General features: G+C 38.4%; 24 protein-coding genes, 1 pseudogene and 1 riboswitch. Of the genes and pseudogenes, 18 read left to right on the top strand and 7 right to left on the bottom strand.

Features of this window, described 5'->3' with window-relative positions; all coding sequences use genetic code 11:
* The first annotated feature begins 57 nt into the window (after positions 1–57).
* The 6 genes from P9989_RS14675 (at position 58) to P9989_RS14650 (ending at position 6498) form a co-directional block, all read left to right on the top strand.
* Complete coding sequence (locus P9989_RS14675; protein ID WP_283075617.1) at positions 58–342, top strand: hypothetical protein; 285 nt, start codon at positions 58–60, stop codon at positions 340–342.
* Positions 343–730: 388 nt separating this feature from the next.
* Positions 731–1543, top strand: coding sequence for an undecaprenyl-diphosphate phosphatase (locus P9989_RS14670; protein ID WP_283075616.1), 813 nt, complete (start codon positions 731–733; stop codon positions 1541–1543).
* Positions 1544–2307: 764 nt separating this feature from the next.
* A complete protein-coding gene (gene ltrA, locus P9989_RS14665) occupies positions 2308–4122 on the top strand; it encodes a group II intron reverse transcriptase/maturase (protein ID WP_283075615.1) in 1815 nt (604 codons plus the stop codon).
* Between the two features lie 256 nt (positions 4123–4378).
* Positions 4379–5215 carry an aminoglycoside 6-adenylyltransferase gene (locus tag P9989_RS14660; protein WP_283075614.1) on the top strand — a complete coding sequence of 279 codons (837 nt, stop codon included), beginning with the start codon at positions 4379–4381 and terminating at the stop codon, positions 5213–5215.
* Positions 5216–5277: 62 nt separating this feature from the next.
* On the top strand, positions 5278–5814 hold the full coding sequence (locus tag P9989_RS14655; RefSeq protein ID WP_283075613.1) for a nucleoside/nucleotide kinase family protein: 537 nt from the start codon (positions 5278–5280) through the stop codon (positions 5812–5814).
* A 213-nt stretch (positions 5815–6027) separates the two neighbouring features.
* A complete protein-coding gene (locus P9989_RS14650; RefSeq protein WP_283075612.1) occupies positions 6028–6498 on the top strand; it encodes a hypothetical protein in 471 nt (156 codons plus the stop codon).
* Between the two features lie 518 nt (positions 6499–7016).
* Here the strand turns inward: P9989_RS14650 and P9989_RS14645 are convergent.
* On the bottom strand, positions 7017–8219 hold the full coding sequence (locus P9989_RS14645; protein ID WP_283075611.1) for an IS110 family RNA-guided transposase: 1203 nt from the start codon (positions 8217–8219) through the stop codon (positions 7017–7019).
* A gap of 470 nt (positions 8220–8689) precedes the next feature.
* Between P9989_RS14645 and P9989_RS14640 the strand changes: the two genes are divergently transcribed.
* The 9 genes and pseudogenes from P9989_RS14640 (at position 8690) to P9989_RS14600 (ending at position 17818) form a co-directional block, all read left to right on the top strand.
* A complete protein-coding gene (locus P9989_RS14640; protein WP_283075610.1) occupies positions 8690–9115 on the top strand; it encodes a VOC family protein in 426 nt (141 codons plus the stop codon).
* Between the two features lie 21 nt (positions 9116–9136).
* A pseudogene (locus P9989_RS14635) lies at positions 9137–9367 on the top strand (alpha/beta fold hydrolase); the annotation flags it as partial.
* A 126-nt stretch (positions 9368–9493) separates the two neighbouring features.
* Complete coding sequence (locus P9989_RS14630) at positions 9494–9709, top strand: hypothetical protein (protein ID WP_283075609.1); 216 nt, start codon at positions 9494–9496, stop codon at positions 9707–9709.
* 1173 nt (positions 9710–10882) lie between these two features.
* On the top strand, positions 10883–11695 hold the full coding sequence (locus P9989_RS14625; protein ID WP_283075608.1) for a sulfite exporter TauE/SafE family protein: 813 nt from the start codon (positions 10883–10885) through the stop codon (positions 11693–11695).
* A gap of 11 nt (positions 11696–11706) precedes the next feature.
* On the top strand, positions 11707–13122 hold the full coding sequence (locus P9989_RS14620; protein ID WP_283075607.1) for a bifunctional metallophosphatase/5'-nucleotidase: 1416 nt from the start codon (positions 11707–11709) through the stop codon (positions 13120–13122).
* 102 nt (positions 13123–13224) lie between these two features.
* A complete protein-coding gene (gene yunB / locus P9989_RS14615) occupies positions 13225–13983 on the top strand; it encodes a sporulation protein YunB (RefSeq protein WP_283075606.1) in 759 nt (252 codons plus the stop codon).
* A 54-nt stretch (positions 13984–14037) separates the two neighbouring features.
* Positions 14038–14222, top strand: a riboswitch (Lysine riboswitch).
* A 158-nt stretch (positions 14223–14380) separates the two neighbouring features.
* Positions 14381–15943: a Na+/H+ antiporter NhaC family protein gene (locus P9989_RS14610; protein WP_283075605.1), complete on the top strand. Its 1563-nt coding sequence runs from the start codon at positions 14381–14383 to the stop codon at positions 15941–15943.
* Between the two features lie 247 nt (positions 15944–16190).
* Positions 16191–17720: a sodium-dependent transporter gene (locus tag P9989_RS14605; RefSeq protein WP_283075604.1), complete on the top strand. Its 1530-nt coding sequence runs from the start codon at positions 16191–16193 to the stop codon at positions 17718–17720.
* Positions 17720–17818 carry a methionine/alanine import family NSS transporter small subunit gene (locus tag P9989_RS14600; RefSeq protein ID WP_346274859.1) on the top strand — a complete coding sequence of 33 codons (99 nt, stop codon included), beginning with the start codon at positions 17720–17722 and terminating at the stop codon, positions 17816–17818. The genes P9989_RS14605 and P9989_RS14600 overlap by 1 nt, the downstream gene beginning before the upstream one ends.
* 102 nt (positions 17819–17920) lie before the next feature.
* On the opposite strand, the gene P9989_RS14595 is transcribed toward P9989_RS14600, so the two are convergent.
* A complete protein-coding gene (locus P9989_RS14595) occupies positions 17921–18832 on the bottom strand; it encodes a M23 family metallopeptidase (protein ID WP_428841955.1) in 912 nt (303 codons plus the stop codon).
* A gap of 115 nt (positions 18833–18947) precedes the next feature.
* Positions 18948–19532, bottom strand: a complete 585-nt coding sequence (locus tag P9989_RS14590) for a YhcN/YlaJ family sporulation lipoprotein (protein ID WP_283075603.1) — start codon at positions 19530–19532, stop codon at positions 18948–18950.
* A 113-nt stretch (positions 19533–19645) separates the two neighbouring features.
* Here P9989_RS14590 and P9989_RS14585 point away from each other — a divergent pair, with 113 nt between their 5' ends.
* Positions 19646–19945: a YutD family protein gene (locus tag P9989_RS14585; protein WP_283078937.1), complete on the top strand. Its 300-nt coding sequence runs from the start codon at positions 19646–19648 to the stop codon at positions 19943–19945.
* Positions 19946–19994: 49 nt separating this feature from the next.
* On the opposite strand, the gene P9989_RS14580 is transcribed toward P9989_RS14585, so the two are convergent.
* Positions 19995–20261 (bottom strand): DUF3055 domain-containing protein, encoded by a 267-nt coding sequence (locus tag P9989_RS14580; RefSeq protein ID WP_283075602.1) that lies wholly within the window; start codon positions 20259–20261, stop codon positions 19995–19997.
* 11 nt (positions 20262–20272) lie between these two features.
* Positions 20273–21244 (bottom strand): class II fructose-bisphosphatase, encoded by a 972-nt coding sequence (gene glpX / locus P9989_RS14575; protein ID WP_283075601.1) that lies wholly within the window; start codon positions 21242–21244, stop codon positions 20273–20275.
* A 143-nt stretch (positions 21245–21387) separates the two neighbouring features.
* Here glpX and P9989_RS14570 point away from each other — a divergent pair, with 143 nt between their 5' ends.
* Positions 21388–21825, top strand: coding sequence for a DUF86 domain-containing protein (locus tag P9989_RS14570; RefSeq protein ID WP_283075600.1), 438 nt, complete (start codon positions 21388–21390; stop codon positions 21823–21825).
* 47 nt (positions 21826–21872) lie between these two features.
* Complete coding sequence (locus P9989_RS14565; RefSeq protein ID WP_283075599.1) at positions 21873–22640, top strand: TIGR01457 family HAD-type hydrolase; 768 nt, start codon at positions 21873–21875, stop codon at positions 22638–22640.
* A gap of 209 nt (positions 22641–22849) precedes the next feature.
* Here the strand turns inward: P9989_RS14565 and P9989_RS14560 are convergent, their stop codons facing one another.
* Complete coding sequence (locus P9989_RS14560) at positions 22850–24406, bottom strand: hypothetical protein (protein ID WP_283075598.1); 1557 nt, start codon at positions 24404–24406, stop codon at positions 22850–22852.
* 115 nt (positions 24407–24521) lie between these two features.
* Positions 24522–25034 carry a phosphatidylglycerophosphatase A family protein gene (locus tag P9989_RS14555; protein WP_283075597.1) on the bottom strand — a complete coding sequence of 171 codons (513 nt, stop codon included), beginning with the start codon at positions 25032–25034 and terminating at the stop codon, positions 24522–24524.
* Positions 25035–25062: the final 28 nt, after the last annotated feature.

The following is a 25062-nucleotide window of genomic DNA, read 5'->3' as shown; positions in this document are numbered from 1 at the left end:
AGTTGTTTTCATATTTTAATCTGTAGGAAAATCTTATAAGGGAGGGGAGAGAAGGTAGTGAGAAAACCGACTAAATATTCTGTATTACTTACTTGTTTAATTTTAATTGCAGTCGCTGTATTAGTGTTTTTATATCCAAATGATGATTTTGCTGCAATTTTTTTTGCAATAGTTATGTTTATCAGTGCTACTTCATTGGCTGGAATAATACTTGCTTCAAGAGAAATCTATGTGGCAAAAGATTTAAAAAACAAGATGATCAATGTACCATGCTTAATAGTATTTATCGTAACGTTTGTGACACCAGGTGTTTTTATATTTTTAGTGGGTAGTGGTCCATAAAATTACATATGTGGAAGCTAAGGTAAATCTTTTAGTTTACCTATTTACTTCGCAAACGGGTCGCGTTTAATTGAATAACGCGTCCTTTTTACATTTAAGGGCCATATTCTGGAGTAACGTATTGTGCAATTGATAAGGATTTGAAATAATTGTTATTAAGATAAAGTGCTGGTTAAATAAGGAAGAGTGACTTATTACATAATTAAGTAGGATTAGTTAGGGTGATTTTTATTGAATTGATTATTAACGTATTGCTAGGTGTTGGTATTGTTATATTCTTATTATTTTCCTTTGTGGTCTTTATTACCTTTAAAGATAGAAAATAAAAATACGGGGGTACAAAAACAAAAAGAATAGAGCTAGCAATATGAACTAAGGGGAAATTGCAATGCAAGATTTATGGTTATTATTAACGTATTTATTTTTAGGGTTATTTCAAGGTTTTACGGAACCTATTCCCATTTCATCCAGTGGCCATCTTGTTATTCTTCAAGAATTGATTGATATGAAAAATGAAGGGTTAGACTTCCTAATCCTGGTAAACTTTGGATCGTTGATCGCTGTGCTAATAATTTATCGTAACGATATTATGAGATTAATACAGAATGGAATAGGATATATTTTATCGAGAGATTCCAAACTGAAGGATGACTTTTACTTTATTATTTACTTAATAATCGGAACAATTCCAGCAGGTGTACTTGGAATTTTATTTGGGGATTTTATAGAAGCAGAACTTAATGAAGTGTGGATTGTTGGAGTTACGTTGCTTATTACAGGTCTTGCTTTATGGATCATCCGAGATCTTAGAGGGAATAAAAATGAAGGAAGTATCACCTGGAAGGATGCTCTGTTAGTGGGGTTAGCTCAAGGGGTGGCTTTAATACCGGGGATTAGCCGTTCAGGGGCTACGATTGTCGCAGCTATGTTATTAGGAATGAAACAAGAAACAGCCCTTCGTTTTTCTTTCCTTTTATACATCCCAGTAAGCTTAGGAACTATGATTCTTTCTATTGACACACTCATAGAAAGGAGTTTGTCACAAGTCTGGGCTTTATACACAATTGCTTTTATCGCTTCTATAATCGCATCGTACGGAGCACTAAAATGGTTTATGAACATAATGGCTCAGGGTAAGCTGAAGTATTTTTCCTTTTACTGTTTTATCGTAGGTGGACTCGTTCTACTGTTCATATCATAACCAACCTTTTTTAAAAATCTCAGTCCATAGTAGTTGTGTTATTCAAGAATAGGGCGCGCGCGACAAGTTCTGCTATAAACGCCTTTCGCCGTGAAAAAGCAGGAAGTTTAAACAATTAAATTTCAACTTTACAACGGAGGATGGGAATGACGGATCCATGTTTCCTGAAACCATCCCGTCAATACTCCTGCATGCGTTATAATTGATAGGTTATAGGGTATGAAGCACAGGTAGATTAGGTAGAACGAAGGCTGTAGCCATTCAATAAGAAAAGGTATGCCAACGGATATGCCTCACGGCTGAAAAACTAGATACGGTGAGAATCGTTCCTTGAGATAGGAACTGACGAACCTCCGAAAGTAAGGGTCTAAATTTTCAACGTAGGGAAACTTACGTGTCATCTTACGATGACGTGAGTGGTGTGGAGTAAAACTGCGCCCTCTGAAATACGCTATACCGAACCATGGCGGTATCCAGCTCACAGGCTTAAAGGAAGCACCTATGTTTAGTATGGAAAGCTACGTTGTAAGGTACTTGGAAAGCAAGGGACGTTGAAACAAGGGCTGTCACCCGAAACGGTTGCTATAAAGCTCCATGCTGAAAAGTATTTGTCCTTGTGAGGGTAGGGGAGTGACTGGAATCTCCTGTAATGGGAGTGGAGGAACAGCCCCAAGTCTAATGAATGAAACGATTATTTTCCGTAAGTGAATGGCACCGATCGGGTAGGAACGTGGGAACATCACTCCATAAGGAGGGATGCCACAGTGCCAACGTTGCGAAACTGGGATTATTATCATATGACGGAGACGTTTACAGACCTACATGAAAAAGCGAGTCAAGGATACAAGTTTTCTCATCTTTATGACACGATCATTTCGAGAGAAAACATCCTGCTCGCTTTTCGCATGATTAAAACCAACAAAGGGTCCAAAACGCCAGGTACCGATGGAAAAACCATCGATGACATGAAAGAGCTATCGGAAAACAATCTCGTAAACGAAGTAAGAACCAAACTAAGAAACTATCACCCGAAGAAAGTTCGAAGAGAATGGATTGAAAAAGAGAACGGTAAATGGAGACCTCTTGGGATTCCATGTATCTTGGATAGAATCATCCAACAGAGCTTCAAACAAGTTCTCGAACCGATTGTTGAGTCTCAATTCTTCAAACATAGTTACGGGTTCAGACCTCTCCGGTCTGCTCATCATGCTATGGCAAGGATACAATACTTAATTAACCAAGCGCAATTTCATTTTGTCGTCGATGTAGATATTAAAAGTTTCTTTGATAATGTGAATCACTCATTACTAAATAAACAGCTTTGGAATATGGGTATTCGAGACCGAAAGGTTCTCGCTTGTATAGCTAAAATGATCAAGTCCGAAATCGATGGAGAAGGTGTGCCTGTGAAAGGATCACCACAAGGTGGTATTCTATCACCTTTACTCTCTAATGTGGTTCTAAATGACTTAGATCAATGGGTTGCAGGACAATGGGAGGTCTTTCCTCTTACAAAAACCTACAGTTCAGATGATGCTAAAAGGCGAGCTAGAAAACAAACAAACTTGAAGCAAGGATACTTGATTAGGTACGCCGATGATTTTAAAATTCTATGCCGAGATGGAAAGACAGCTCAACGGTGGTACCATGCGGTACGTCTTTACCTCAAAGAGCGTTTAAAGTTGGACATCTCTCCAGAGAAATCTCAAATTGTAAACTTGAGAAAACGAGAATCAGAGTTCTTAGGTTTCACCATTCGTGCGAATAAAAAGGGGAAGAAACGAGTGGCCCATACAGGGGTCATTTCCTCAAAAAGAAGGAAAATCAAACAGGAAGCTAAGAAGCTCATTCGAACAATAAAAGCTTCCCCTTCTGCTGGAAATATTCAACGTTATAATAGTTTCGTTTTGGGTATTCATCATTACTTCAAACGAGCGACTCATGTAAGCCTTGCGTTCTCACGTCTTGCTTTCGATCTTAAACCATTTCTAGTGAACCGTCTTCGACCGGTTGGAAAACTAGAACATCCTTTTCAGCCACCACCTTTTTATAAGAAGAACTTTAGCTTAGGAACGAAGACTATCAACATTAGAGGGATGTACCTTTTTCCTATTGGTAATGTTAAAACATTCCATAAGATGAACTTCAGTCCAAAGCTTTCGCTTTACACAAAGAGAGGTAGAGAACAAATTTATAAAAAGTTACGACCGGATATACAACAAGAAGTCGGTTATTTAATGAAAGCTTCTCTACCGAATCGGAGTATAGAATATCTTGATAATCGAATAAGTCGGTACAGTATGAAGATGGGTAAATGTGAAATTACAGGCGAGTATTTACATGCTTCAGATGTTCATTGTCATCATTATGTACCCAAGAGTTTTGGAGGAACGGATAAGTTTCAAAACCTCCGCATTCTCCATAAAGATGTCCACCGGCTCATACACATTAGAGATATCGAGCGAATCAATTTTTATCTTGAAAAGATTCCACAAAACCAACGAATTCTAGATAAAATTAACCAATACCGAAAGGTATGTGGGATGGAAGGGATCAAGCGATCCAGTCTCGAAGAGTAACAAGGAACTTATAATTTAGTACATATCATTAGATGGAACGCCGAATGCTGGGAAACTAGCACGTTCGGTGCGGAGCAGGGGAAAAGCCGGAGATAACTTCAAACGCTTACCTATTGCTAACAAAAGTTGAATAACCCACTGTCAAAATATAGTCCGTTTTGCTGCTTTTCCTGCTATAGGGAATTTAACTGAAGGAGATATGTATTAAATATCGAATATGATTTTATATACCAATTATAGGGAGTGGTTTGAATGTGTGGGATTTGTAAGTAAATATGAACAGAGAGATTTACGATTACCAGATTATCGAAAAAAACTTTTATCCTCAATTGAAAGTGATTTATTAAATGATGATCATGTTTTAGCATTCTTTTATGGTGGTTCAATTGGTAATGGGAATACGGATCTATATTCCGATATCGACCTTAGAGTAGTGGTCAAGCCTGAAAAGATAAAGGAGTACATTTCTAACAAAAAAACTCGCCCTCAAAAATGGGGAAATATTTTATTTTTTGAAGATACAAATCCTCTGTCGATTTACACCGTTGTTCACTATGATTGTTTTGTTAAGGTTGATACTTTTTACTATGAGCCTAATGATATTCAACCTTCAAATTGGCTGAAACATATTAAAGTAATAAAAGATACTAATGAGTTAATGGCTGACATTCTAAATAAATCCAGGGCTTTAACTTATGAACCAACATTTGAAGAATTTCAATTTTGGAGAAGGAAATTCTTTGCTTATTTACATGAAGCATACCGAAGAGTTATGAGGGAAGAGTATTATTACGCTTTGAATTGTATTGATCATTTACGTCTGTCTATGTCAATTGCTTGGTATATGGATAAAGGGCTCCAACCAAATGGTTTTGGTGATTGGGCAAAATATGAAGGGGAAAGGAGTCAGTTAGAAGATTGGCAACATTCCTTTCTTAAGAGTTGGGAATGCGGAAGGAATGCTTTGGAAATCACCAATGTTATGAAGAGTATCGTTATGGAGTTTAAAAGTGTTCATAGGTCTCTGTGTAATAAATTAGAAATCAAAGAAGACTCTGCATGGGTTAATAAGATAATAGAGATGGTTATATGACCGCCTATCCCCCCTTTTAAAGGGCAGTTTTAAGTAAGTTAATGATGTTAAGGGGTGATTTGATGAATGCAAAGCCATATGTGATTTCCATTGCAGCTGTGTCAGGTGGAGGAAAAACTGCTGTAACGAATGAATTGGGTTCCAAGTTAAAAGGTTCTAAAAAACTATTCTTTGATGACTATGAATTCGAAAATTCACCAAAGGATCTAATTGAATGGGTCAAAGAGGAACCTGATTATGATCAATGGGATTTAGAACCTCTGATCTCAGACTTTCGATCTTTATTAGAGACTAAAGAAACTCCATCATACATAATACTGGATTACCCATTTGCATATAAGAACCGTAGTATGAAAAGCTATATTAATTTATCGGTATATATTGATACTCCTCTAGACGTTGCAATGGCCAGGCGTTTCTTAAGAGATCACAAAAATAGCTCATCTTCTGAAATACATAATGATTTAAAGTTTTATTTGGATAATGGTAGAGATGCCTATTTAGAAATGGAGACTATAAAATCTAATTCCGATCTCATTATTGATGGAACGTTACCGATTGATAAAATAGTTAACATTATTTTACAAATACTTCCGTAATAGGGGCAAAAGAAGATGATTATTAATATTACCTTGAAATCAAGTCTTCATGAAACGGGGCGCGTTTATCGAATAACGCGTCCTTTTTACAGTTAAGGGCCAGATGATGGAGTAACTTCTTGTGGCAAATATGGAATTTTGAAATAATCGTTGTTAAGTTAAAGGGCAGTTATCTGGAATACTGCTACTAGTTTTCAATGAAGGGGAGTAAGAATGAAAAAGAATTTTGCTTTGTTATTATCCATATTCTTCTTTGTAATTGGCTTATTAAGTGCTTGTTCAAATTCGGGCGAAGTAATCAAAATAGACAACAAGAGTTTTGCAGAAGTTCTTTTCGTGCAAAAAGTAGAAGGCCGTTCATCGAATGAAGAGATGACCAAAAAGATTTCGGAAAGGGCCAAAATAAAGGAAATTTTAAATATGGTGGAAGGAATAAAAGTTCAAGAAGCAGAGAAAGAAAGTTTATTTGGAACTTTAAAATCCCAAAACACGTATATGTTTAGCTTTTCCAAAGAGTTAAAGTCAGCTGAAGAAGTGCCATATGTCTTTTATGCTCTAAATGATGGGACCTTCATATTTACACAGGATAAGGTTAACTCTTCAAGGAAAGCACCCCTTATTTCCACGGAAAGGCATAAATACTTATTAAATGAGATTAAAGAGAAGCTAAAATTAGATTTTTAATATAGGTAGGTTATTCCATATAAGGGGCGCAAAAATTGAATAACTAGCTGCCTATGTTCAGTCCGTCTTATTGTTTTTACAGCTATCGGTGCAGGTTACTTCAAGAAAGAAACGGGTTTGTCTTTTATACCTTTTATGAAACTTCTTATTGATATGTTCGTATTTAAACTGAGGGGAGAATGAGTAATGGAGGCATTCGAACTGAGCTTTAAAAATAAACGTGTAAGAATGTGGTTTATATGGGTGCTTCCTGTAATCATCCTATCAGGAATACTATTTTTTCCTTTACCAATAGAGTACCATTGGATACCTTCTTTTCTTCCTATCATTGCTATAATTATCTTTTATGGTTGGGTCAAATTTGATAAAAATAAAAGGTAACCATTTTATTCTATTAAAGACCAGCTATAAAATGTCAAGGAACTAAATCATACTATTCTATTAAATTCATCGTAATAAAATTAAGCATGCCAAATAAACCTCACCCTTGTAATTATTAAAACTGCAATAAACAGTTGTTAATCATCATTGATTTGAGGGCGAGGCACATAAGGTTTTTGATCTCTCAAAATTGCAAATATGATGTGTGTTAATTTACGAGCTACGGCCCCTACTGCAGTACCGTGAGCTTTCCCACGATCTCGTAACTTTTGATAATAAAGGGATAGGGCAGGATCATTAAAGCTAGCCACAAATGCTGCTTGCCATATAGCACGTCTAAGATAAGGCGAACCTCTTTTTGAAAGCTTCGTATTAGAGCCATTAAATTCACCGGATTGGTGCACGGTAGCATCCAGACCTGCAAAGGCGACTAATTGTTTTGGTTGTTCGAAGCGATCAATTGAACCAATTTCACCTAAAATGACTGCAGCTGTGACATCACTCACGCCTGTTATGGTGGTTAAATAATGATGTTGACGACTCGAGAGCTCACTTAACTCTTCTTCTATTTGAGCCAATTGTTTTTCGAAAAGAGCTATTTGTTCCAATAGGAGATGGATCTGCATCTTAAATGCATCTGTACCTATTGAAATACCAAAGGTATTCCGGGCGCTTTCTTTCAAGTGTTCAGCTTTCCAACGAGCTCTTGTAGTCCCGTAACGTCCTTTACTGACACGGTAGAGCACATCTGCTAGTTTATCTGTATCAATGTCTAAAAGATCTTCTGGTAATGTATAGTTTAAAAGAATTTCTGTGGAAGATAGCCCGAAAACATCAGAAAACACTTGTTCATATTCAGGAAAAACCTGATCTAGTAAAGCGATGATTTTACGCTTAACATCTGAGCTTTGATCTACCAAGGCATAACGAAGCCTCTCGAGGTGTCTGAGTTCAAGTAGGTCTTCTCGAACAAAAGGAGTCGCTTCTGGAGAGTCAATGCGAATAACCTGGGCCATTAAGTACGCATCTTTAATATCCGTTTTGGTCTTACGAATATAAAAGTTGCGTAGTGCATCAGACTGCATAGGATTAAAAGCCGTCACTTTAAATCCAAGTTGATGAAGGAAAGAAAAGAGAGATAACCAATAGTGACCTGTGGCTTCCATACCACAAGCACAGTCTTCAGGTGTAACCTGGTGTTGATTTAGGAAATTAAGAAGCTTTTCGCTGCCTTTTTTCGTATTGGCAAAGCGTAATGTCTTTCCGATAGAATCCCCTTTTTCATTGATCAGTCCAGCTTCGTGATGACGTTTTCCAATATCAATTCCAAGATAAATCATAAACGATACCACCCATATAAAATTAATCAGATGGAAGGAATCCTCTTAACTTTATAGATACTCAACCTCGTTCGATATACGGCAACGACGTACCATCCAGCTCATACGAATAGTTCTATAAAGAAAGAGGTGTCAGTCTTTAACACGAAGACAATGCTTCAAGGGCGCAAAACGACAACCTCTATCTGATTTATCCCCATTATACCTTTTGATAAAAGGTATAGAGGATTAAAAGCCAGAAGAAATCTGACTAATAATAATATACGAGGGCGCATTTCCTTAATAAGGAATTGCGTCTTTTATGCATTATAGGGCTTTTTTGCTTCCTTTCAACAATATGGGCGCGGATGCGGAATAATTTTGATCATCAGTTGGGCCAGATTGTGGAGTAATAAAGATTTTTAGCAATCGAGAAGAAATCCTTGTCAGTCGTATGTGATAAATGGAATTATAAAAAGGAGGAAAAAATTATGAATAACAAAATCCAAAAAATCACTCGCTACGGGAAGGAGCGTAAGGAGGGTATAGAAGAAATCGATGGGATATCAGAGGGAACTGTAATGACTGTGGAATTCCAGCTGGAAGGACAAGAATTCGTAGCATTAAATGGCGGTCCTCAATTCAATTTTACTGAGGCGATATCATTTATTGTCCATTGCGACACGCAAGATGAACTGGACTATTTTTGGGAAAAACTCTCCGAAGGCGGAGATGAAAAGGCTCAAAACTGCGGTTGGCTAAAAGATAAGTATGGCGTGTCGTGGAAAATTAATCCTGCCAACTTGACCGAAATGGTAAGTGACCCCGATCCTGAGAAATCAGAAAGAGTGATGAAGGCACTGTATGAGATGAAAAAAATTGATATAAATACTTTAGAACAAGCGTATGAAGGGTAAGTTGCCAGCCGAAATAAGGATTCTTTACCATTGGAATATCCAGTATTAATCATTACGGGGCGGCAGGAGAGTGTTGTTGGGTATAAAGATGCATGGAAGTTGATTGATTATTTTCCAAGAGCGACCTTCGCCACACTCGATATGGCAGGTCATAACCTTCAGATTGAACAGTCTAATGTATTTGAAGCGTTAATAGGCAATTGGCTCGAAAGGGTTCAACATGAACTTTCGAAAAAGCGTTCATCAGTTTAGTTCTACTAAGGAATCTTGATTTCAAGTCTTCCGCAATAGGGCGCTTACCTTGAATAAGCGCCAATCTTACATATAAGGACCAGATAATTAAATGAATGATTTCTCGGAATAGGGAGTTATATTATAATGAAAAAATACAAAATTCATATTTGGATTGGATTCATCCTTATAATTTTATTTATGTATGCGGATGCCCTATTAAATGGCAGCACCTACTCTGATACGATATGGAACCATTTAACTAAAGCAGGCATTTTTCTCGGTGCATCTATAATTTATATCCCACCCATAATTGGGAAATTTAGGAAGAAAAGAGAGGTGAACAGTATTGAGTTACACTGAAAACCAACAAAAAAGTAATAAAAAGAAACTATTCCAATAAATAAATCGATTAACGCCCCATAGATTAACAAAATATAGTTAATTTTTAATGTGGCAAGATATTTAAGGATAGGTTAAACATGTTACCAGCTTGGCAAAACCGTAAAGGAACTTTATTAATTTTCTTTTAGCAGAAATTATATTTTATTTACTAGGAGGTATAGTCTTAATTAGAGCTATTGAAGACTTCTCTAAAAATAAAAAACTTTATGCTTTACTTGGTTGTGTTATTGCTATATTTATTTTTATCACTACTTTTTATAAAATTTGAACTGTTGAATGTTGAATATAGGCTTGGCTTTAATTTATTTTTACGAAAAGTTACCTAATGGATTAATTACTTTTCTGACTGTGTTTTTTGTTATGAGCTTTATTTATTTTGGATCAATTATTTTCTTTTAATCCTATTAAAGAAACGGGCGCAAGTGTTCAATAAGAACGAGTGTCTCTTTTGGCCGTTTAGTTCGATAACAATAAGAGTAATCTTTACATGGTTTAATACGTCTAAAACCATCAAGCCTTCATTAAAACAACTAATTTTTTAAACAGCCGCATTTATCAACGGATAAATATGACTTTTAGCTGATAAAAGGAGGTAACTTTATTCATACTGGAAATTAATTTCTTCCTATTTATATGTTAATGAAATCGTTTGAAAGAAACTAGGCGAAATTATTCGGGTGAAGAAATTCGGAAGTGTAGTCTTAAACGCGAAGAAGAGCCGTACTCACTCTCATTTATGTAATTAGATTTTAAACAGTTAGCGAAAAAAACCTCTTTAACTCTGAACCAGTGATTTCGATTTAACGTAGTATTTTTTATGCCCTGTTTGTGCCCCCCTAGATTGGAGAAGTTTGATTTTATGAAAAAGCATTTTTTTCGAAAATCGCTTGAGGTAAGTATTTTTGCAAATATAAGATACAGATGAAGATTCAACATTATTCAAATTCGAGATGGAAGGTTCTATTGGATAAGTAAATATCGAATCTATGCCGTACAGATGATCTCCATCTGTACGGTTTTTTAATTCATGAAGAATGAGGAAAGACTAGAAGGTATTGCATTCTAGTCATGTTTTCGTCATAGAAAACGTGATACTATAATATTATCTCTAATACAGATAGAAGGTTATTCATGTTTATTATCATTGCTTTACTTATTGGATTTATAACAGCATTGACAGGTAGTATAGCAGGGCTGGGTGGCGGAGTTATATTGGTACCTGCGCTTCTTTTTCTAAGTGATCATAATCACTTGTTTACATGGGTCACTCCAGAGAAGGTTGTAGGAATCTCTTTAGTTGTGATGGTTTTTACGGGGCTCTCTTCAACGCTATCCTATATTAAGCATAGACGAGTGGACCTAAAGGCAGGATTCCTCTTACTAATTGGAAGCATTCCTGGCGGTATATTAGGGTCATGGCTTATTCAATTTTTTCAAACAGATCACTTTGCCTTATTGTTTGGAAGTGTCATGATTGTTGTATCCTTATTATTTTTTCTTCCGCGAAAGCCATCAAATAAAATTGCATTAAAGGGCAAGAAAAGGATTGTAGAACTTAATGGAGAAAAGTATTCCTATACGTTTCCATTTGGTTATGGATTTCTCTTATCTTTTACAATAGGTGTATTATCAGGGCTGCTTGGGATAGGGGGAGGTTCGCTTTTCGTTCCAGCTTTGATCCTGCTTTTTCGATTTCCACCTCATATCGCAACCGCTACCTCTATGTTCATTATATTTATATCAAGTATAACCAATACGACTACACATATTTATCTAGGGCACGTTGATTGGGCTCGGGCCCTTTATTTTATCCCTGGTGCCTATTTGGGCGGGATGTGCGGAGCATTTATTAACCGAAAAGTTAATGGACAGGCGGTGGAATGGTTTCTTCGCATTTTACTTATCATGGCTGGCATACGACTAATCTGGCAAGGGATTGGATAAGGAGACTGATGATGAAGGAAAAAATCTTTTTATATTATACCAGTGATTTGCATAGCCACTTTGAGAATTGGCCTCAAATTATAGGTCATTTTAATCAACGAAAAAAGCTGCACGATATAAATGAGGAGAGCTATTGGCTGCTGGACAATGGGGATCATGTTGATCGATTTCATCCATTAACGGAAGGGTTGATGGGAAAAGGCAATGTTGAACTTCTTAACGAAGCAGGCTATAGTTTTGCAAACTTAGGAAATAACGAAGGAATCACCTTATCTTATGATGATCTATATTCTTTATATGATAAAGCCGATTTCGATGTGGTTTGTGCTAATTTACAATCTCAAAAAAATAATCAGCCTTATTGGTTAAAACCTTACAAAGTAGTTCGATCAAAGCACGGCGTTAGGGTCGGTGTGGTAGGACTTACGGCTCCTTTTGAGACGTTTTACAGACTGCTGGGCTGGTCAATTGCTTCACCTTTCGATGTGTTGGACAAGCTTTTGGAAGAGGTTCAGAAACAAGCAGATATCGTTGTCCTTCTATCTCATCTTGGGATGTATGATGATGAAGAGATTGCCAGACGTTATCGGGGTGTTGATATTATTATAGGAGGACATACGCATCACCTCTTTCAAAATGGTGAGATAACGAATGAATCCCTTCTAACAGCCGTTGGTAAGCACGGAACTCATTTAGGTGAAGTGTTAATTGAATGGGATCATGAAACGCATTCGATAAGTAACAAGGAAGCTTACGCTGTCCCTACAGAACATATGAAGAAAGATAACATAGTGACGAGTCAGGTAGAAGATAAGAGACGCCATGCAATTGAACATTTGCAAACCCCTTTAGCGAGCATCGAGCGGCCTTTAAAAGTTGCCTGGTTCAAGGAAACACCGCTTATGAAACAGTTTACCAAAGGTATGCAGGATTGGACTGATGCAGATCTTGCTATGCTGAATTCGGGTGTATTATTGGACCATATTCATCCTGGGGAAATTACGCTGGAGGACATTCATAGAATTTGCCCTCACCCAATGAATCCATGTAAAGTTGAGCTTTTTGGTGACGAACTATTGGAAGTGATACGTGTTGCTCATACAAAAAAACTGACGGAAATTCGTTTGAAAGGCTTAGGGTTTAGAGGAGAGGTGATTGGTAAAATGGTGTTTTCAGGGGTGGAAATAGAAACCGAAGAAGGTTCTGATGGTGAATTCCACGTCCGTGATGTGCGTATGAACGGCAAGGCGATTGACCAGGAGAGAGCTTATACACTGGCCACTGCTGACACGTTTACGTTTGGCAGACTTTTTCCTGAGATCGCCTATGCTAAAAATAAAAGATATTATATGCCAGAGCTGCTGCGCGATGTTCTTGCACAGTCTCTACGGTCATTGTGTAATGAGAACAGAGGTGCTAACTTCTAACTTGCTATCAGAAGCATGGATCACAAAATGTGAAACAACTTTCTAACAGGATGCTTAAACCCCTCCTCACCGACATATAGATAGTGCAGGAGGGGTTGTTTTATGAGAAAAAAGAAAGCGAATCCACCCTCAATCGGGAAGAGGATCCTTATTACATTTATTTGTTTTCTGATCATCACTGGTTCATGCCTGTGGCTAATTGACAAAGGAATCACACCAGCCATACAAGATATTGCAAATACTAAAGCCCATCAATTGGCGAGGGTTGCTATTAACGAAGCGGTCAGCAGGCAAATCTCCGAGGGTATAAATTACGACGACTTGGTGGAGATTGAAAAAGATGATGAAGGAAACATAGTTTCAATGGGCTGGAATTCTCTCGTTGTGAACAAAGCTTTAAGGGATACCACTATTAGAGTACAGCATTTTCTTAGACGAATGGAACAAAATGATCTGCCCATGGATGTAACATTAGAAGCGGATCTTGAGCCGCAAGAAGGGGATCCGAGTGTAGAACCAGTGACTTTAATTCGAGTACCAATAGGACTGGCAACAAACAACACACTTCTATCAAACTTGGGGCCTGAGGTACCAGTTCAGTTACAGGTGATTGGAGATGTTCAAACACAATTTAAAAATGAAATTACCGAATATGGAATTAACTCTGCACATTTTCAATTATGGATTCATTATAAAGTTAGCTTGCGAGTGGTCATCCCTTTTTCTTCAGAACCTACGGTAGTATCCAATAAAATTCCGATAGATACTCGCATGGTTATGGGTGAAGTGCCTGAATTTTATAATGAAGACGGGAACAATGAGTCTCCAACCTTCTCTATCCCAATGGACCCCTTGCAATAAAGGTAAGTTCCTGATAAACTGTGTAGGAACTAAATATGCGTGACCTTATCAGATCGGTGAGGTAGAGGCGCAGGCTTTATTAGTATTCTGTGGGAGAATGACAACGATGATCACACGAAGAAAGGGGAGTCCTGCCGAAGTTTAATGTAGCTGTCAATCTGCTTTAATCTGGTGTATATCTGAATAAGAAATACACTCTCGTGCATGCTTTTCTTGGTGTATGGGGCGCTACTGATCGAAATGGAGGATAATCAAGTTGCTAATAGGGCAATGGTAGATTATTTTCTATCATTGTCTTTTTTGTGTTTTTATTGCTATTTTATATTCCTCAATTTTTATCTCCAGTGGAACCCCGCAGGCACCGAAAGACCATCTTAAGATAACGGAGGGGACGATCTTGGAAGGAACCATTTACTCATTAATTCCACCATTGCTAATGCTTGGGCTTGTAATTGTAACGAGAAAAGTCATATTATCACTAGCTGCAGGCATCCTTGTCGGAGCATTTATGTTGACACAATTAAATATTGTGGAAGGAATCCAATTGATTTGGAGCGTTTTCGCTACGATTTTTTATAGCGAAGGGGCTCTCAATACAGGCAATATTTATTTATTAGCATTTTTACTATTACTCGGAATTGCTACAGCCTTTATGACAGCCTCTGGAAGCAGCAGAGCCTTTGGTAAATGGGCTGTGAACCGTATTAAAACTCGAAAAGGGGCAAAGCTTGTTCCTGTCTTGTTAGGAATTATTATTTTTATTGATGATTATTTTAATGCCCTTGCTGTTGGCCAGGTGGCCAGGCCTGTTACAGACCGCCACAAAATTTCCAGGGCCAAGCTGGCATACTATATAGACTCAACATCGGCACCGGTAACTGTGATTTCGCCCATTTCAAGCTGGGGCGCTTATATTATCGGAACAATCGGAAGTATTCTAGCTGCAAACGAAATTGCCAATTATCAAGCGTTTGAAGCTTTCGTCAGAATGATTCCTTACAACTTCTATGTTTTTGCAGCATTACTTCTTGTTTTTCTTACCGTATTTATGAAAGTAGACATTGGCCCGATGCGTAAGCACGAACGCAGGGCGGTTCAAACAGGTGAACTCATTGACCCTGAAAGAAAAGATGATGTTCCCGGGGATTTAAATGATGAATTTTCAGAGCATAATCATGGAAAGATGTCTCATCTTATTTGGCCGATTGCAGTATTAATTGTGGGTACAGTTACGTCCATGATGATAACCGGTATAAGAAATTCACCAGCGTCCGTGGACTTATTAAGTATATTTGCTAATACAAATGTAAACATTTCATTATTTATAGGTGGATTATTATCAGTAATTTTGGCACTATTCCTTTATATTAAGCAGCCTGAACCTAAATCAGGTATGAATCATGTATTTGTGGAAGGAATAAAGGCGATGTTGCCTGCCGTGTATATTCTCCTTTTCGCCTGGATGATCGGAGATATAATCAATCAGCTTGGGACAGGAGAGTATCTGGTCAGTTTTGTGAACCAGGCGTCAATTAGCGTATCTTTACTTCCATTTCTAATTTTCATTGTGGCAGGATTCATGGCTTTAGCTACAGGGACATCATGGGGTACGTTTGGTATCATGCTGCCGATAGCAGGCCAGATTGCTGCGGGGATTGATGTGAGCCTGGTCATACCTGCTTTATCTGCTGTGCTGGCAGGTTCTGTATTTGGAGATCACTGCTCACCTATTTCGGACACGACGATCCTGTCTTCAACAGGTGCTGGCTCCAACCATATCGATCATGTACTAACACAATTGCCTTACGCCTTTATAGCTGCATTAGCTGCAGGAGTTGGCTATTTACTGTTAGGTTATACAGGACAATTAATATGGGCATTCATAATTACGCTTATTATCACTGCGGTACTAGCCGCGATTGTCCATTTTGCTTTATCAAAAGACTATGGTACTAGGTAAAATATACTTGTGAGAGAGGTGCTTAAACGCGCCTCTCTTTTTTGTTTCACTTACAAAATAAGGATTAAAAGAGGGTTTTAAAGATAATTGGTACCAAAATATTGCTTTGACATCTAATCAACAGTATGGTTATAATCTAAGTATAAATAATCAGAAAAAAATAAAAATTATAAAGATTCTCTTTTCCATGCTTGTCACATACAAGTATAGAGAAAGGATTCTGATTATGAAAGGGAGGTCTTTTCACATGGAAAATCGATCACAATGGGGGTCACGGGCAGGTTTTTTGTTTGCTGCCATGGGTTCGGCAATTGGTTTAGGGAACATCTGGCGCTTCCCCGCCACAGCCTATGAAAGTGGAGGCGGCGCATTTATTATTCCTTATCTGTTTGCATTGTTAACAGCAGGTATACCGTTACTAATTTTGGAGTACACGGTAGGCCATAAGCACCGTGGTTCGGCTCCTAAGTCTCTTGGCAGGGTCCGAAAAGGGTTCGAATGGATAGGCTGGTGGCAAGTAACGATTGCTTTCATTATTTCTACTTATTACGCTGTGATTATTGCCTGGGCAATTATGTATGCATATTATTCCTTTGGTTTAACATGGGGCGATGATCCTACCAGCTTTTTTGTAGGAGACTTTTTAACACTTACAGATCCAGGGACATTTGGAGGCCTAGTACCAAAAATATTACTTCCGCTGTTAGTTGTCTGGGTTATTACATTGGGAGTTCTTTCTAAAGGTGTTAAGAAAGGAATCGAAAGAGCAAACAAATTTTTTATTCCTACTTTAGTTATCTTGTTTACGATAATGGTTATCCGAGCAGTAACTTTGCCGGGAGCTGCAGACGGTCTCTCAGCATTCTTTACGCCTGATTGGTCAAGTATTGCAGATCCACAGGTTTGGGTAGCAGCATATGGACAAATTTTCTTCAGTTTATCAATTGCTTTTGCTATTATGGTGACATATGCTTCCTATCTTCCTAAGAAATCTGATATAACGAATAATGCATTTATTACCGGGTTTGCCAACTCTTCCTTTGAAATCCTGGCGGGAATTGGGGTATTTGCTGCAATTGGTTTTATGGCTTTTACCTATGATACATCCGTCAGTCAGCTAGCGGCTGAAAAAGGTGTAGGAGGAGTAGGACTTGCCTTCATGGTATTCCCGGAAATTGTTAGCCAAATTCCTGGAATTCCAAGAATCTTCGGTTTTCTATTTTTTGCAACTTTAGTATTGGCTGGATTGTCTTCTCTTATTTCTATTACTGAAACGTACGTTGCAGCCGTATCCGAGAAATTCAATATTTCACGAGGCAAATCAATTGCCATCGGGGGCGGGCTTTCTGCTCTAATTTCTTTACTTTACGCAACAAGAGGCGGACTGAACCTATTAGATACTGTCGATCATTTCATTAACAGCTATGGGGTAGCAATGGCAGGCTTGTTCGAAGTTGTGGCCTTAGCCTGGTTTGCTAAAGGACTTAAAGGTTTCCAGTCTCATGCTAACGATATTTCTGATATTAGATTAGGTACCTGGTGGCGAGTTTGTTTAGGGATCATCACACCAATAGTACTTGGCTACATGCTGCTGCAAAACTTACGCTCTGAACTATCAGCTGCATACGGAGGTTATCCAATTGATTTCTTATTTAACTTTGGGTGGATTGTTGCCATTGGAGCCATTTTTGTCGGGGCATTAATGTCCATTAAAAAATGGCCTAACAATGAACTGGAGCAGCAGTCAAATAAAGAGAAGAAGGAGGTTGCTCGCTAATGGCTATCGTTATGTTTATTATCACTATAGTTATAATTTGGGGCGGCCTGGCACTTAGTATAACGAATGCAGTAAAAAAATCTAAATCTCAAAGCTAGAAGGAAAAAGCCCGATGTTTTCTCGTCTTACGAGAGGCACCCGGGCTTTCCTTTGTGTCGCGAGTAGTTGTGGTAGTTCCACGTTCAACTTCCTGCGTCTTTCTATTGTGATTTCCGGGCTAATTTTTCCCACTTCTTCAAATAAGGATAAGGGTCAAAGGACCATTCGTGTTCTCCATTATCTTTGTACATGCCGTAATGGAGGTGGGGTGGGAATTTTCCTGAGGTGCCAGGAGGTCCATAACCGGTAGCCCCGACACTTCCTATCACATCTCCGGGCTTCACTACGTCTCCCACTTTGATTCCATCTTTAAACCCATTTAAATGGGCATAATAATGGTAAATATTATAAATATCCCTAATTCCAATTCTCCATCCACCGTACTTATTCCAGCCTTTCATTTCAACCACTCCATATGTGGTGGACTTTACAGGAACTCCATAGTTCGCAAAGATGTCAGTTCCTTCATGGATTCGCCTTCCTCCAAATCCTCGCACATCTCCCCATGTATTGTTGTAACTGTAATTGGCTTCCAAGGGCAGAGGGAAGTCCCGATCCGTCAGTGAAACAGTTTGGAACTTTTTAAATACTTGAGCAGTATTCATAATGGTTTGGACGGTTAAATCACGTTTATAATAATTCCATAATGCTATTCTTATATCATCTTTAGTGGTTCCATATGACTTTATATAATTACCTAAAGACCAAAGAATATCTTCATCATTTGTCATCTCAGCTTTCGCGTCATCGTTTCCGCTGGCTCCCCATCCATCTGGGAAAAACATCGAAGGTTCATTGACTCCTCTCCAAAATAATGGATCTGGCTGAATTGCTGTTACTCTTCCTTCAGGTATCTCATCGTGTATTTGACGTTCGTATTGATCAATAGCGGCAAAGTAATACCATGGAATATTGGTGACAGCAGATGTTTTTTTGTAAAGGGACATGCGTTCAGACTCTTCGCTAGCTGAAACATTGTACATGGTAAATAACTGACAGACAGCTGTAATCATGATGGTTAAAAGTACTTTAGAACGAATGTTCATTTATATTCACCTTCAAATAAATTGGTACAGTTAGCCTTTCTTTCCTATAAGGCTCTTATGCTTGGTAAAGTTAGGGAAAGGGTTAGGACGCGTCAGTATTTTCGGACGGTTCGTCTTTACCCTGAGGGGCTTCCTTCATTTTTTGAATAATGTTATCGATCACTTCATTATATTGATCATCATAAACTGTCGAGTTACTTAAGCTTTGGATATCGCCAAATGCAGAGGGATTATCAGAGATATATACATGGTAAAAACTTGGAACTAATGAATAGGCTGTTTTTTTAACCATATCTGCTGATAGCTCGCGATCTTGTCCGTCCGGTGCCTGATAAGCAACAAGAACTTCTTCATCAGTAACGAGAGTCGCTACGTCTTCAAATTCTTCGTATTTGAGAATCATACGTGAAATCATATCTGCCACTTTTTCTTTATTGACTTTAAAGTTCTGATTTTGTTCAGCATCTTGGTCAAGTTGATCTTTTTCGTAACGAACGTAACCTACTTGTCCTTCCATGGGACGGTCGTTATAGTCGTCCATTTCATTTCGATGTAAGGCCTCATCCGTTCCCTGGTCTCTTGCTTCTTCTTGTTGAGCTTCCGTACAACCGGCTAATAGCAGGAAAGTCAGCCCCATTATAAGGGTAAATAATCTATAATTTTTCATGTTAAATCCTCCTGTTCATATGACAACTTACTTTTAGGTTGGACTTTTTTTAAGGAATGATACAAAATTTTTGTAGTTGTATTATCACCACTGATTTTAAATATGATACACTAATGATAAGGTATGAGGTGATCCGAGTGATTGAACTATTTGGGAAAACATATGAAGTCGTCGAGAATTATCGGGATGGCTTCAGTGAGGAAGAATTAGAAGGTCGTTTTAGTGATATTTTAAGTAAATATGACTTTATAGTAGGGGATTGGGGCTACGGTCAGCTTCGTCTTAAAGGTTTTTACGATGATCAAAATGCTAAAGCCACTTTTGAAACAAAAATAAGTACGCTAGAAGATTATTTATATGAATATTGCAACTTTGGCTGTGCGTACTTTGTGTTGAAAAAAGTAGTCAAGTAAATCAAAAAACCGGCAAGGTGTAGAAACCATGCCGGTTTTTTTAAAACGATTAAATAAGTTCGTGTAACCGTGCTCTAAGTTTTTCTGCATCAATCTCATTAATTTGAAAAACATGTTCAAGATAGTTTGGTCTATCCAGGGTTTCGTGATCTATAAGACCGAATCTGTTCTTATTAAGGTCTAAAACCATGGTTTGGTCAGGATAGTGCTCTGTGTGAAGGAAGGCTAATTCATATAGGTGCCCCCCGACAACAAACACTACGAAGCGGGTTGTTGAATGTTCTGTAACATCCTTGATGAGTTGATCATCACTCATAACGTCAGCTCCTATTTTTCAAACTTTAGATGTGGCTTATGGTCCAGGTGGTGGTTAGCTTTAATAAAACGGACTGTACGTGTTTTGGCTCGCATTACAATTGAGTCCGTTTCAACGAGGTCGCCGCCAAGAAACTTCACGCCGTTTAGCAGTTCACCTTCTGTTACACCCGTAGCTGCGAAGATTGCATCATCACCTCGGACTAGATCATTTAAAGTAAGGTGCTGAAGGGGGTCTTCAAGTCCCATTGTCTGGCAGCGCTGTGATTCTTCTTCATTCTGAGGGACAAGTCTGGCTTGCATATCACCGCCAAGGCTTTTGATCGCAGCAGCAGATATGACACCCTCAGGTGCACCTCCAGTCCCTACAAAAAGGTCGACACCTGTTTGGGGCAGACATGTTGCAATCGAAGCACCAACGTCTCCGTCACCAAAGAGCTTTACACGGGCACCTTTTTTAATGATGCGATCGATGATTTCCTGATGGCGTTCGCGTTCTTGAATAATAACAGTTAGATCTTCAATACGTTTATTATTTGCTCTAGCAACGATATCAATGGTTCGTTCTATAGGATCGTCGATATGTATGAGACCTTTAGCCTTTTTACCTGCTGCTATTTTGTCCATGTACATATCAGGAGCATGAAGCAAGGTGCCGCGTTCGGCTGCTGCAATAACTGCCATGGCATTATTATGACCCTTTGCTACAATATTAGTACCTTCTAAAGGATCAACAGCGATATCAACTTTAGGCCCTGCCTTATCCCCAAGTTCTTCACCAATGTAAAGCATAGGGGCTTCGTCTAATTCGCCTTCACCGATGACAACAACACCGTCCATCGAAACAGAATCAAAAATAGTTCTCATTGCTGTTGTAGCCGCATCATCTGCGTTCATTTTATCACCGCGGCCCATCCATTGGGCGGAAGCAATAGCTGCTGCCTCTGTTACACGTACTAGTTCTAATGCGAGTTCTCTATCCAATAAGTTCGCCTCCGATTCGTTTAATTCCACTATATACTATAGCAGAATTCGTATGAAAACGTAAATATACATCCTAATATCTCATGAAAAGATAATTGTGTTATTCTATTTAAAGTGAAAGAGTGTTACAAGGAGGAAAAATCATGTATTTTGTGGATCGAAAAAAAATTGAAGAATTATTGTTATATATGGACACATTATTAGCGGAACAAAAGAAGCAAACATTTCAAACATTTAGCGACTATTTAGGCTTAGAAAGGGTGACACATCTTTGTGTGGAAATAATCATTGATGTCGGAAATCAAATGATTGATGGCTTTATAATGCGTGATCCAGGAAGCTATGAGGATATTATTGATATTTTAACGGATGAAAAGGTGCTTCCTGAAGAGGAATTAAACGCCTATAAAGAAATAATCAGACTTCGTAAAATGGTTGTTCAGCATTATTTAAAGGTTGACCATGAAGCAATCATGCATAGTTGGGATCGAAATAGTGAATCGCTTAGTCATTTTCCAGACCGTGTTCGTAAGTATTTGAATGACGAGTTAGGTCCTGTCAGTGCTTTCTCAAACGAATAGAATTCAAAAAATATCGGAGTAATATGTGAGAGCAGGTGTGCAAATCAATGAAACAATACAAGGCTTATTTTATCGATTTAGATGGAACCATGTATAGAGGAAAAGACCCAATTCCCGGAGCTGCAGAGTTTGTTAAGTTTGTACAGGGACAATCGATTCCCTTTATATATTTGACGAATAATTCATCGGCTAAACCTGAGCAGGTTGCTAAGAAGTTGAATGATATGGGCATCCCTGCTACAGGCGATCAAGTGTTTACGTCAAGTCTGGCGACAGCAAAGTATGTCTCTTCAATAAAAACACAAGCAAAGGTATATGTGATTGGAGAGGAAGGCCTTTATGATGCCCTGGAGAAAGAGGGGCATGAAGCGGTGGATCATGGAGCAGATTATGTGATTATAGGTATTGATCGCAATATTTCCTATGAAAAGCTTGCCAAAGCCTGTTTAAATGTTCGAAATGGCGCGAAGTTAATAAGTACGAACAAGGATGCTGCCATTCCAACAGATAGAGGAATGCTTCCGGGAAATGGAGCGTTAACTTCAGTAGTGGCTGTCAGCACAGGGGCAAAACCAATCTTCGTTGGTAAACCGGAAGCGATTGCGATGGAGCAAGCTTTGGATAAAGCTGGCTTAGAAAAAAAAGATGTCCTCATGGTTGGTGATAATTATGAGACAGATATTCTGGCAGGAATAAATGCAGGTCTTGATACACTGATGGTTGAAACGGGTGTTACTTCTTTTAAGGACATTCAATATAGCGTGAAACAGCCAACCTACAAAATGAAGGACTTATATGAGTGGTTAAAAAGATAAAAAGGGATAAGTCAGTCTGTTGCTAATGGAATGGAAAGGGACAGACAGGACAGGCTTACAAACAAATCATCCACTACACTATTAGGGTGTTATAAAAAAATAATGTTCAGTCTGGCAAAAGGAGTGGCTTGCAGAGGATGCAGCCACTCCTTTTGAGAACAGTCTAAACGAAAAAGATGACCTGAGGGGATTTGGGACATCTCCTTTTATTAGATAAGGTAGGGTCCATAAAATATCGTGACGAACAGAAGATGAACACCGACAAAGTAACTAAGACGTACTGTAATCGACCAATCTCTTTTACTCAGTTGCATAATAGCATAGATGACCAAGGCAAATACAAGGGTGTAGACAATGGAACTCCCTGTAAAACTTAAATACTCAGGAGCACGTGATAAGAGGGAAGGTGTGTAAATACGATCTTTAAAAAGAATGGCTGCTCCGAGGTAGATGAAGGCCCCTAAGAAGAATACCCATTCCTGATCTTTATCATAGGCCTTGTTTGAACTAAACATCATAACAGCAAGGAAAATCAATGGCCATATATACCAAATGAGCCCCACAATAACTGCAAAAAAGCTATATGAAAGCATTCCTACTGTTTTTCCTAATGCGCCGAGAAGATATTCCCCGGAAACCTGCTGAGCTTGTTCAATAACCTCAGGATGGGATGATGCAAGCAGCAGGCGGTTTGTATCGCCCTGTCCGTCCACCCAAATGATTGCGTCTTCATTGATTCGTTCCGGCTGGGAGGAGGAATCAGGTGTATTACTCAACCGTGTAGTGGTTGATTTACCTTGTTCGTTTATTATGGCTTGATAAATGTTGAACTGACCATCTTCCCGGTAGCCTGTTTTCGTAAATCCATATCCTTTAAACAAAAGAACTGTTTGCCCATTTTCGGTCCCTATTTCGAAGTCCGAGATTTCTGACAGCGCCTGGTTTGCCGCTGGATCTGAAAACGTAATCGATTCTAACTGTGGCTTCTCATCTAAGGGTTGTTTAGAGTAATAATAGTGAGAAACTGGTTTGCCGGACATACTTTGTTTCTGGAATGTTTGGAGGAAGAGCGAATACTGATGATCTTCTATCGTGAACTGAATAGACTTCGCAACCTCTGATGGCTTTGTCTGGAATTGTGTTTCTGCCAGTTTAGAAACTGTGGTTTGTTTTACCTGATAAAAAGTGATGTCAATCCCTGAAGTATCTGTTTTCTGTGTCATTAAATAGATCTGAGAGTCAGCTTCATACATACTGAATTCAACATTATCGTCTGGTAAAGTTAGTAATGAAGAAGAAGTTTTAGTTTCAGGATTCATGATGAAAATTTCCAATCCTTGTTGATAGACTACGTTATTTTTTAATGGAATGAAACGAGAAGCGTCGGTGATTTTTTCCTTTGTTTTCCCATCATAAATCGCATAGTAATCAAAATAAAGTACATGGTCATTCTTTACATATGTTTCTGTCCATTTATTATAAGGAATATCGTATGTATGCTTCGCAATTACTTGATTGGTATCACTAAGTATTTTCTGTTGTACCCCTTTTTTCGTTGCATATGAAATGGATAGCGTGCTATTACTCATTTCTGATACGTGTGGTTGAATGTTTGAAGAAAGGGTTCCTAGTTCAATTTCCCGACTCCATTCTTCACTCGGAGGTCCAGTTACTTCCTGGTAATTTTCAACAAACAGGATGAAAACACCAACAAGCAGAATTATTAAAGGGCCAATCCATATCCAACTTCTCTTTAAACGTGCCATTACCCCATCCCTTTCCAAAGTCATTATAACTATTATATGATATAACGAATAAAAAGGCCGCAAGGTTTCAGAAAAATTAAAAAAAGCCACGCACGTAGCGTGACTTTACTCTTATTTATTCTTCTTCTGCTTCGCCAACCGCACTGTGGGCAAGTCTGCTTGAGGCAGCCGCTGCAATGGCTCCAACGATGTCGTCTAAGAAGGTATGACAATTACCGGAGGATTTATCATTCAGGGCCTTAAGGATTCCGGGCTTCTGTTTATCAATATACCCATAATTTGTGAAACCAATGGATCCATAAACATTTACAATAGAAAAGGCGATGATTTCATCTACCCCATATAACCCTTCATCCACTTCAATGGTGGATTGAAGCGGTTCTTCAAGCTTTTTTTGTTCAGCGAGCACATCGAGTTGTATCCCTGTGACGATCGCATTTTGCACTTCCCGCTTTTTAAGTACTTGATTAACGTTAAAGCGACACTCCTCCATGGTTAGTTTAGGATGGTATTTCGATTGAAGATAATGGACAAGTTCAGCCATATCGTCGACAGTTACACCTCTTTCAATCAGCCATTCTCTTGCTTTTTTCTCTAATACAGTCATTGTTCGATTTTCTCCACTCATGATTATCGACCTCCTTGCATGTAGTTAC

It is taken from the genome of Halobacillus naozhouensis, assembly GCF_029714185.1.
GTDB lineage: Bacteria > Bacillota > Bacilli > Bacillales > Halobacillaceae > Halobacillus_A > Halobacillus_A naozhouensis.
The sequence above is the reverse complement of the archived record's forward strand: the minus strand, read 5'-3'. Positions and strand labels throughout refer to the sequence as shown.

What these genes read in the sequence shown, in the direction of transcription:
- P9989_RS14630 (WP_283075609.1), top strand. Translation starts at nt 9,494, where the DNA reads ATGAAAAAATACAAAATTCATATTTGGATTGGATTCATCCTTATAATT.
- P9989_RS14655 (WP_283075613.1), top strand. Translation starts at nt 5,278, where the DNA reads ATGAATGCAAAGCCATATGTGATTTCCATTGCAGCTGTGTCAGGTGGA.
- P9989_RS14670 (WP_283075616.1), top strand. Translation starts at nt 731, where the DNA reads ATGCAAGATTTATGGTTATTATTAACGTATTTATTTTTAGGGTTATTT.
- P9989_RS14570 (WP_283075600.1), top strand. Translation starts at nt 21,388, where the DNA reads ATGTATTTTGTGGATCGAAAAAAAATTGAAGAATTATTGTTATATATG.
- P9989_RS14590 (WP_283075603.1), bottom strand. Translation starts at nt 19,532, where the DNA reads ATGAAAAATTATAGATTATTTACCCTTATAATGGGGCTGACTTTCCTG.
- P9989_RS14585 (WP_283078937.1), top strand. Translation starts at nt 19,646, where the DNA reads ATGATAAGGTATGAGGTGATCCGAGTGATTGAACTATTTGGGAAAACA.
- yunB (WP_283075606.1), top strand. Translation starts at nt 13,225, where the DNA reads ATGAGAAAAAAGAAAGCGAATCCACCCTCAATCGGGAAGAGGATCCTT.
- P9989_RS14650 (WP_283075612.1), top strand. Translation starts at nt 6,028, where the DNA reads ATGAAAAAGAATTTTGCTTTGTTATTATCCATATTCTTCTTTGTAATT.
- P9989_RS14565 (WP_283075599.1), top strand. Translation starts at nt 21,873, where the DNA reads ATGAAACAATACAAGGCTTATTTTATCGATTTAGATGGAACCATGTAT.
- P9989_RS14555 (WP_283075597.1), bottom strand. Translation starts at nt 25,034, where the DNA reads ATGAGTGGAGAAAATCGAACAATGACTGTATTAGAGAAAAAAGCAAGA.
- P9989_RS14645 (WP_283075611.1), bottom strand. Translation starts at nt 8,219, where the DNA reads ATGATTTATCTTGGAATTGATATTGGAAAACGTCATCACGAAGCTGGA.
- P9989_RS14605 (WP_283075604.1), top strand. Translation starts at nt 16,191, where the DNA reads ATGGAAAATCGATCACAATGGGGGTCACGGGCAGGTTTTTTGTTTGCT.
- P9989_RS14580 (WP_283075602.1), bottom strand. Translation starts at nt 20,261, where the DNA reads ATGAGTGATGATCAACTCATCAAGGATGTTACAGAACATTCAACAACC.
- P9989_RS14595 (WP_428841955.1), bottom strand. Translation starts at nt 18,832, where the DNA reads ATGATTACAGCTGTCTGTCAGTTATTTACCATGTACAATGTTTCAGCT.
- P9989_RS14620 (WP_283075607.1), top strand. Translation starts at nt 11,707, where the DNA reads ATGAAGGAAAAAATCTTTTTATATTATACCAGTGATTTGCATAGCCAC.
- P9989_RS14560 (WP_283075598.1), bottom strand. Translation starts at nt 24,406, where the DNA reads ATGGCACGTTTAAAGAGAAGTTGGATATGGATTGGCCCTTTAATAATT.
- P9989_RS14640 (WP_283075610.1), top strand. Translation starts at nt 8,690, where the DNA reads ATGAATAACAAAATCCAAAAAATCACTCGCTACGGGAAGGAGCGTAAG.
- P9989_RS14600 (WP_346274859.1), top strand. Translation starts at nt 17,720, where the DNA reads ATGGCTATCGTTATGTTTATTATCACTATAGTTATAATTTGGGGCGGC.
- P9989_RS14625 (WP_283075608.1), top strand. Translation starts at nt 10,883, where the DNA reads ATGTTTATTATCATTGCTTTACTTATTGGATTTATAACAGCATTGACA.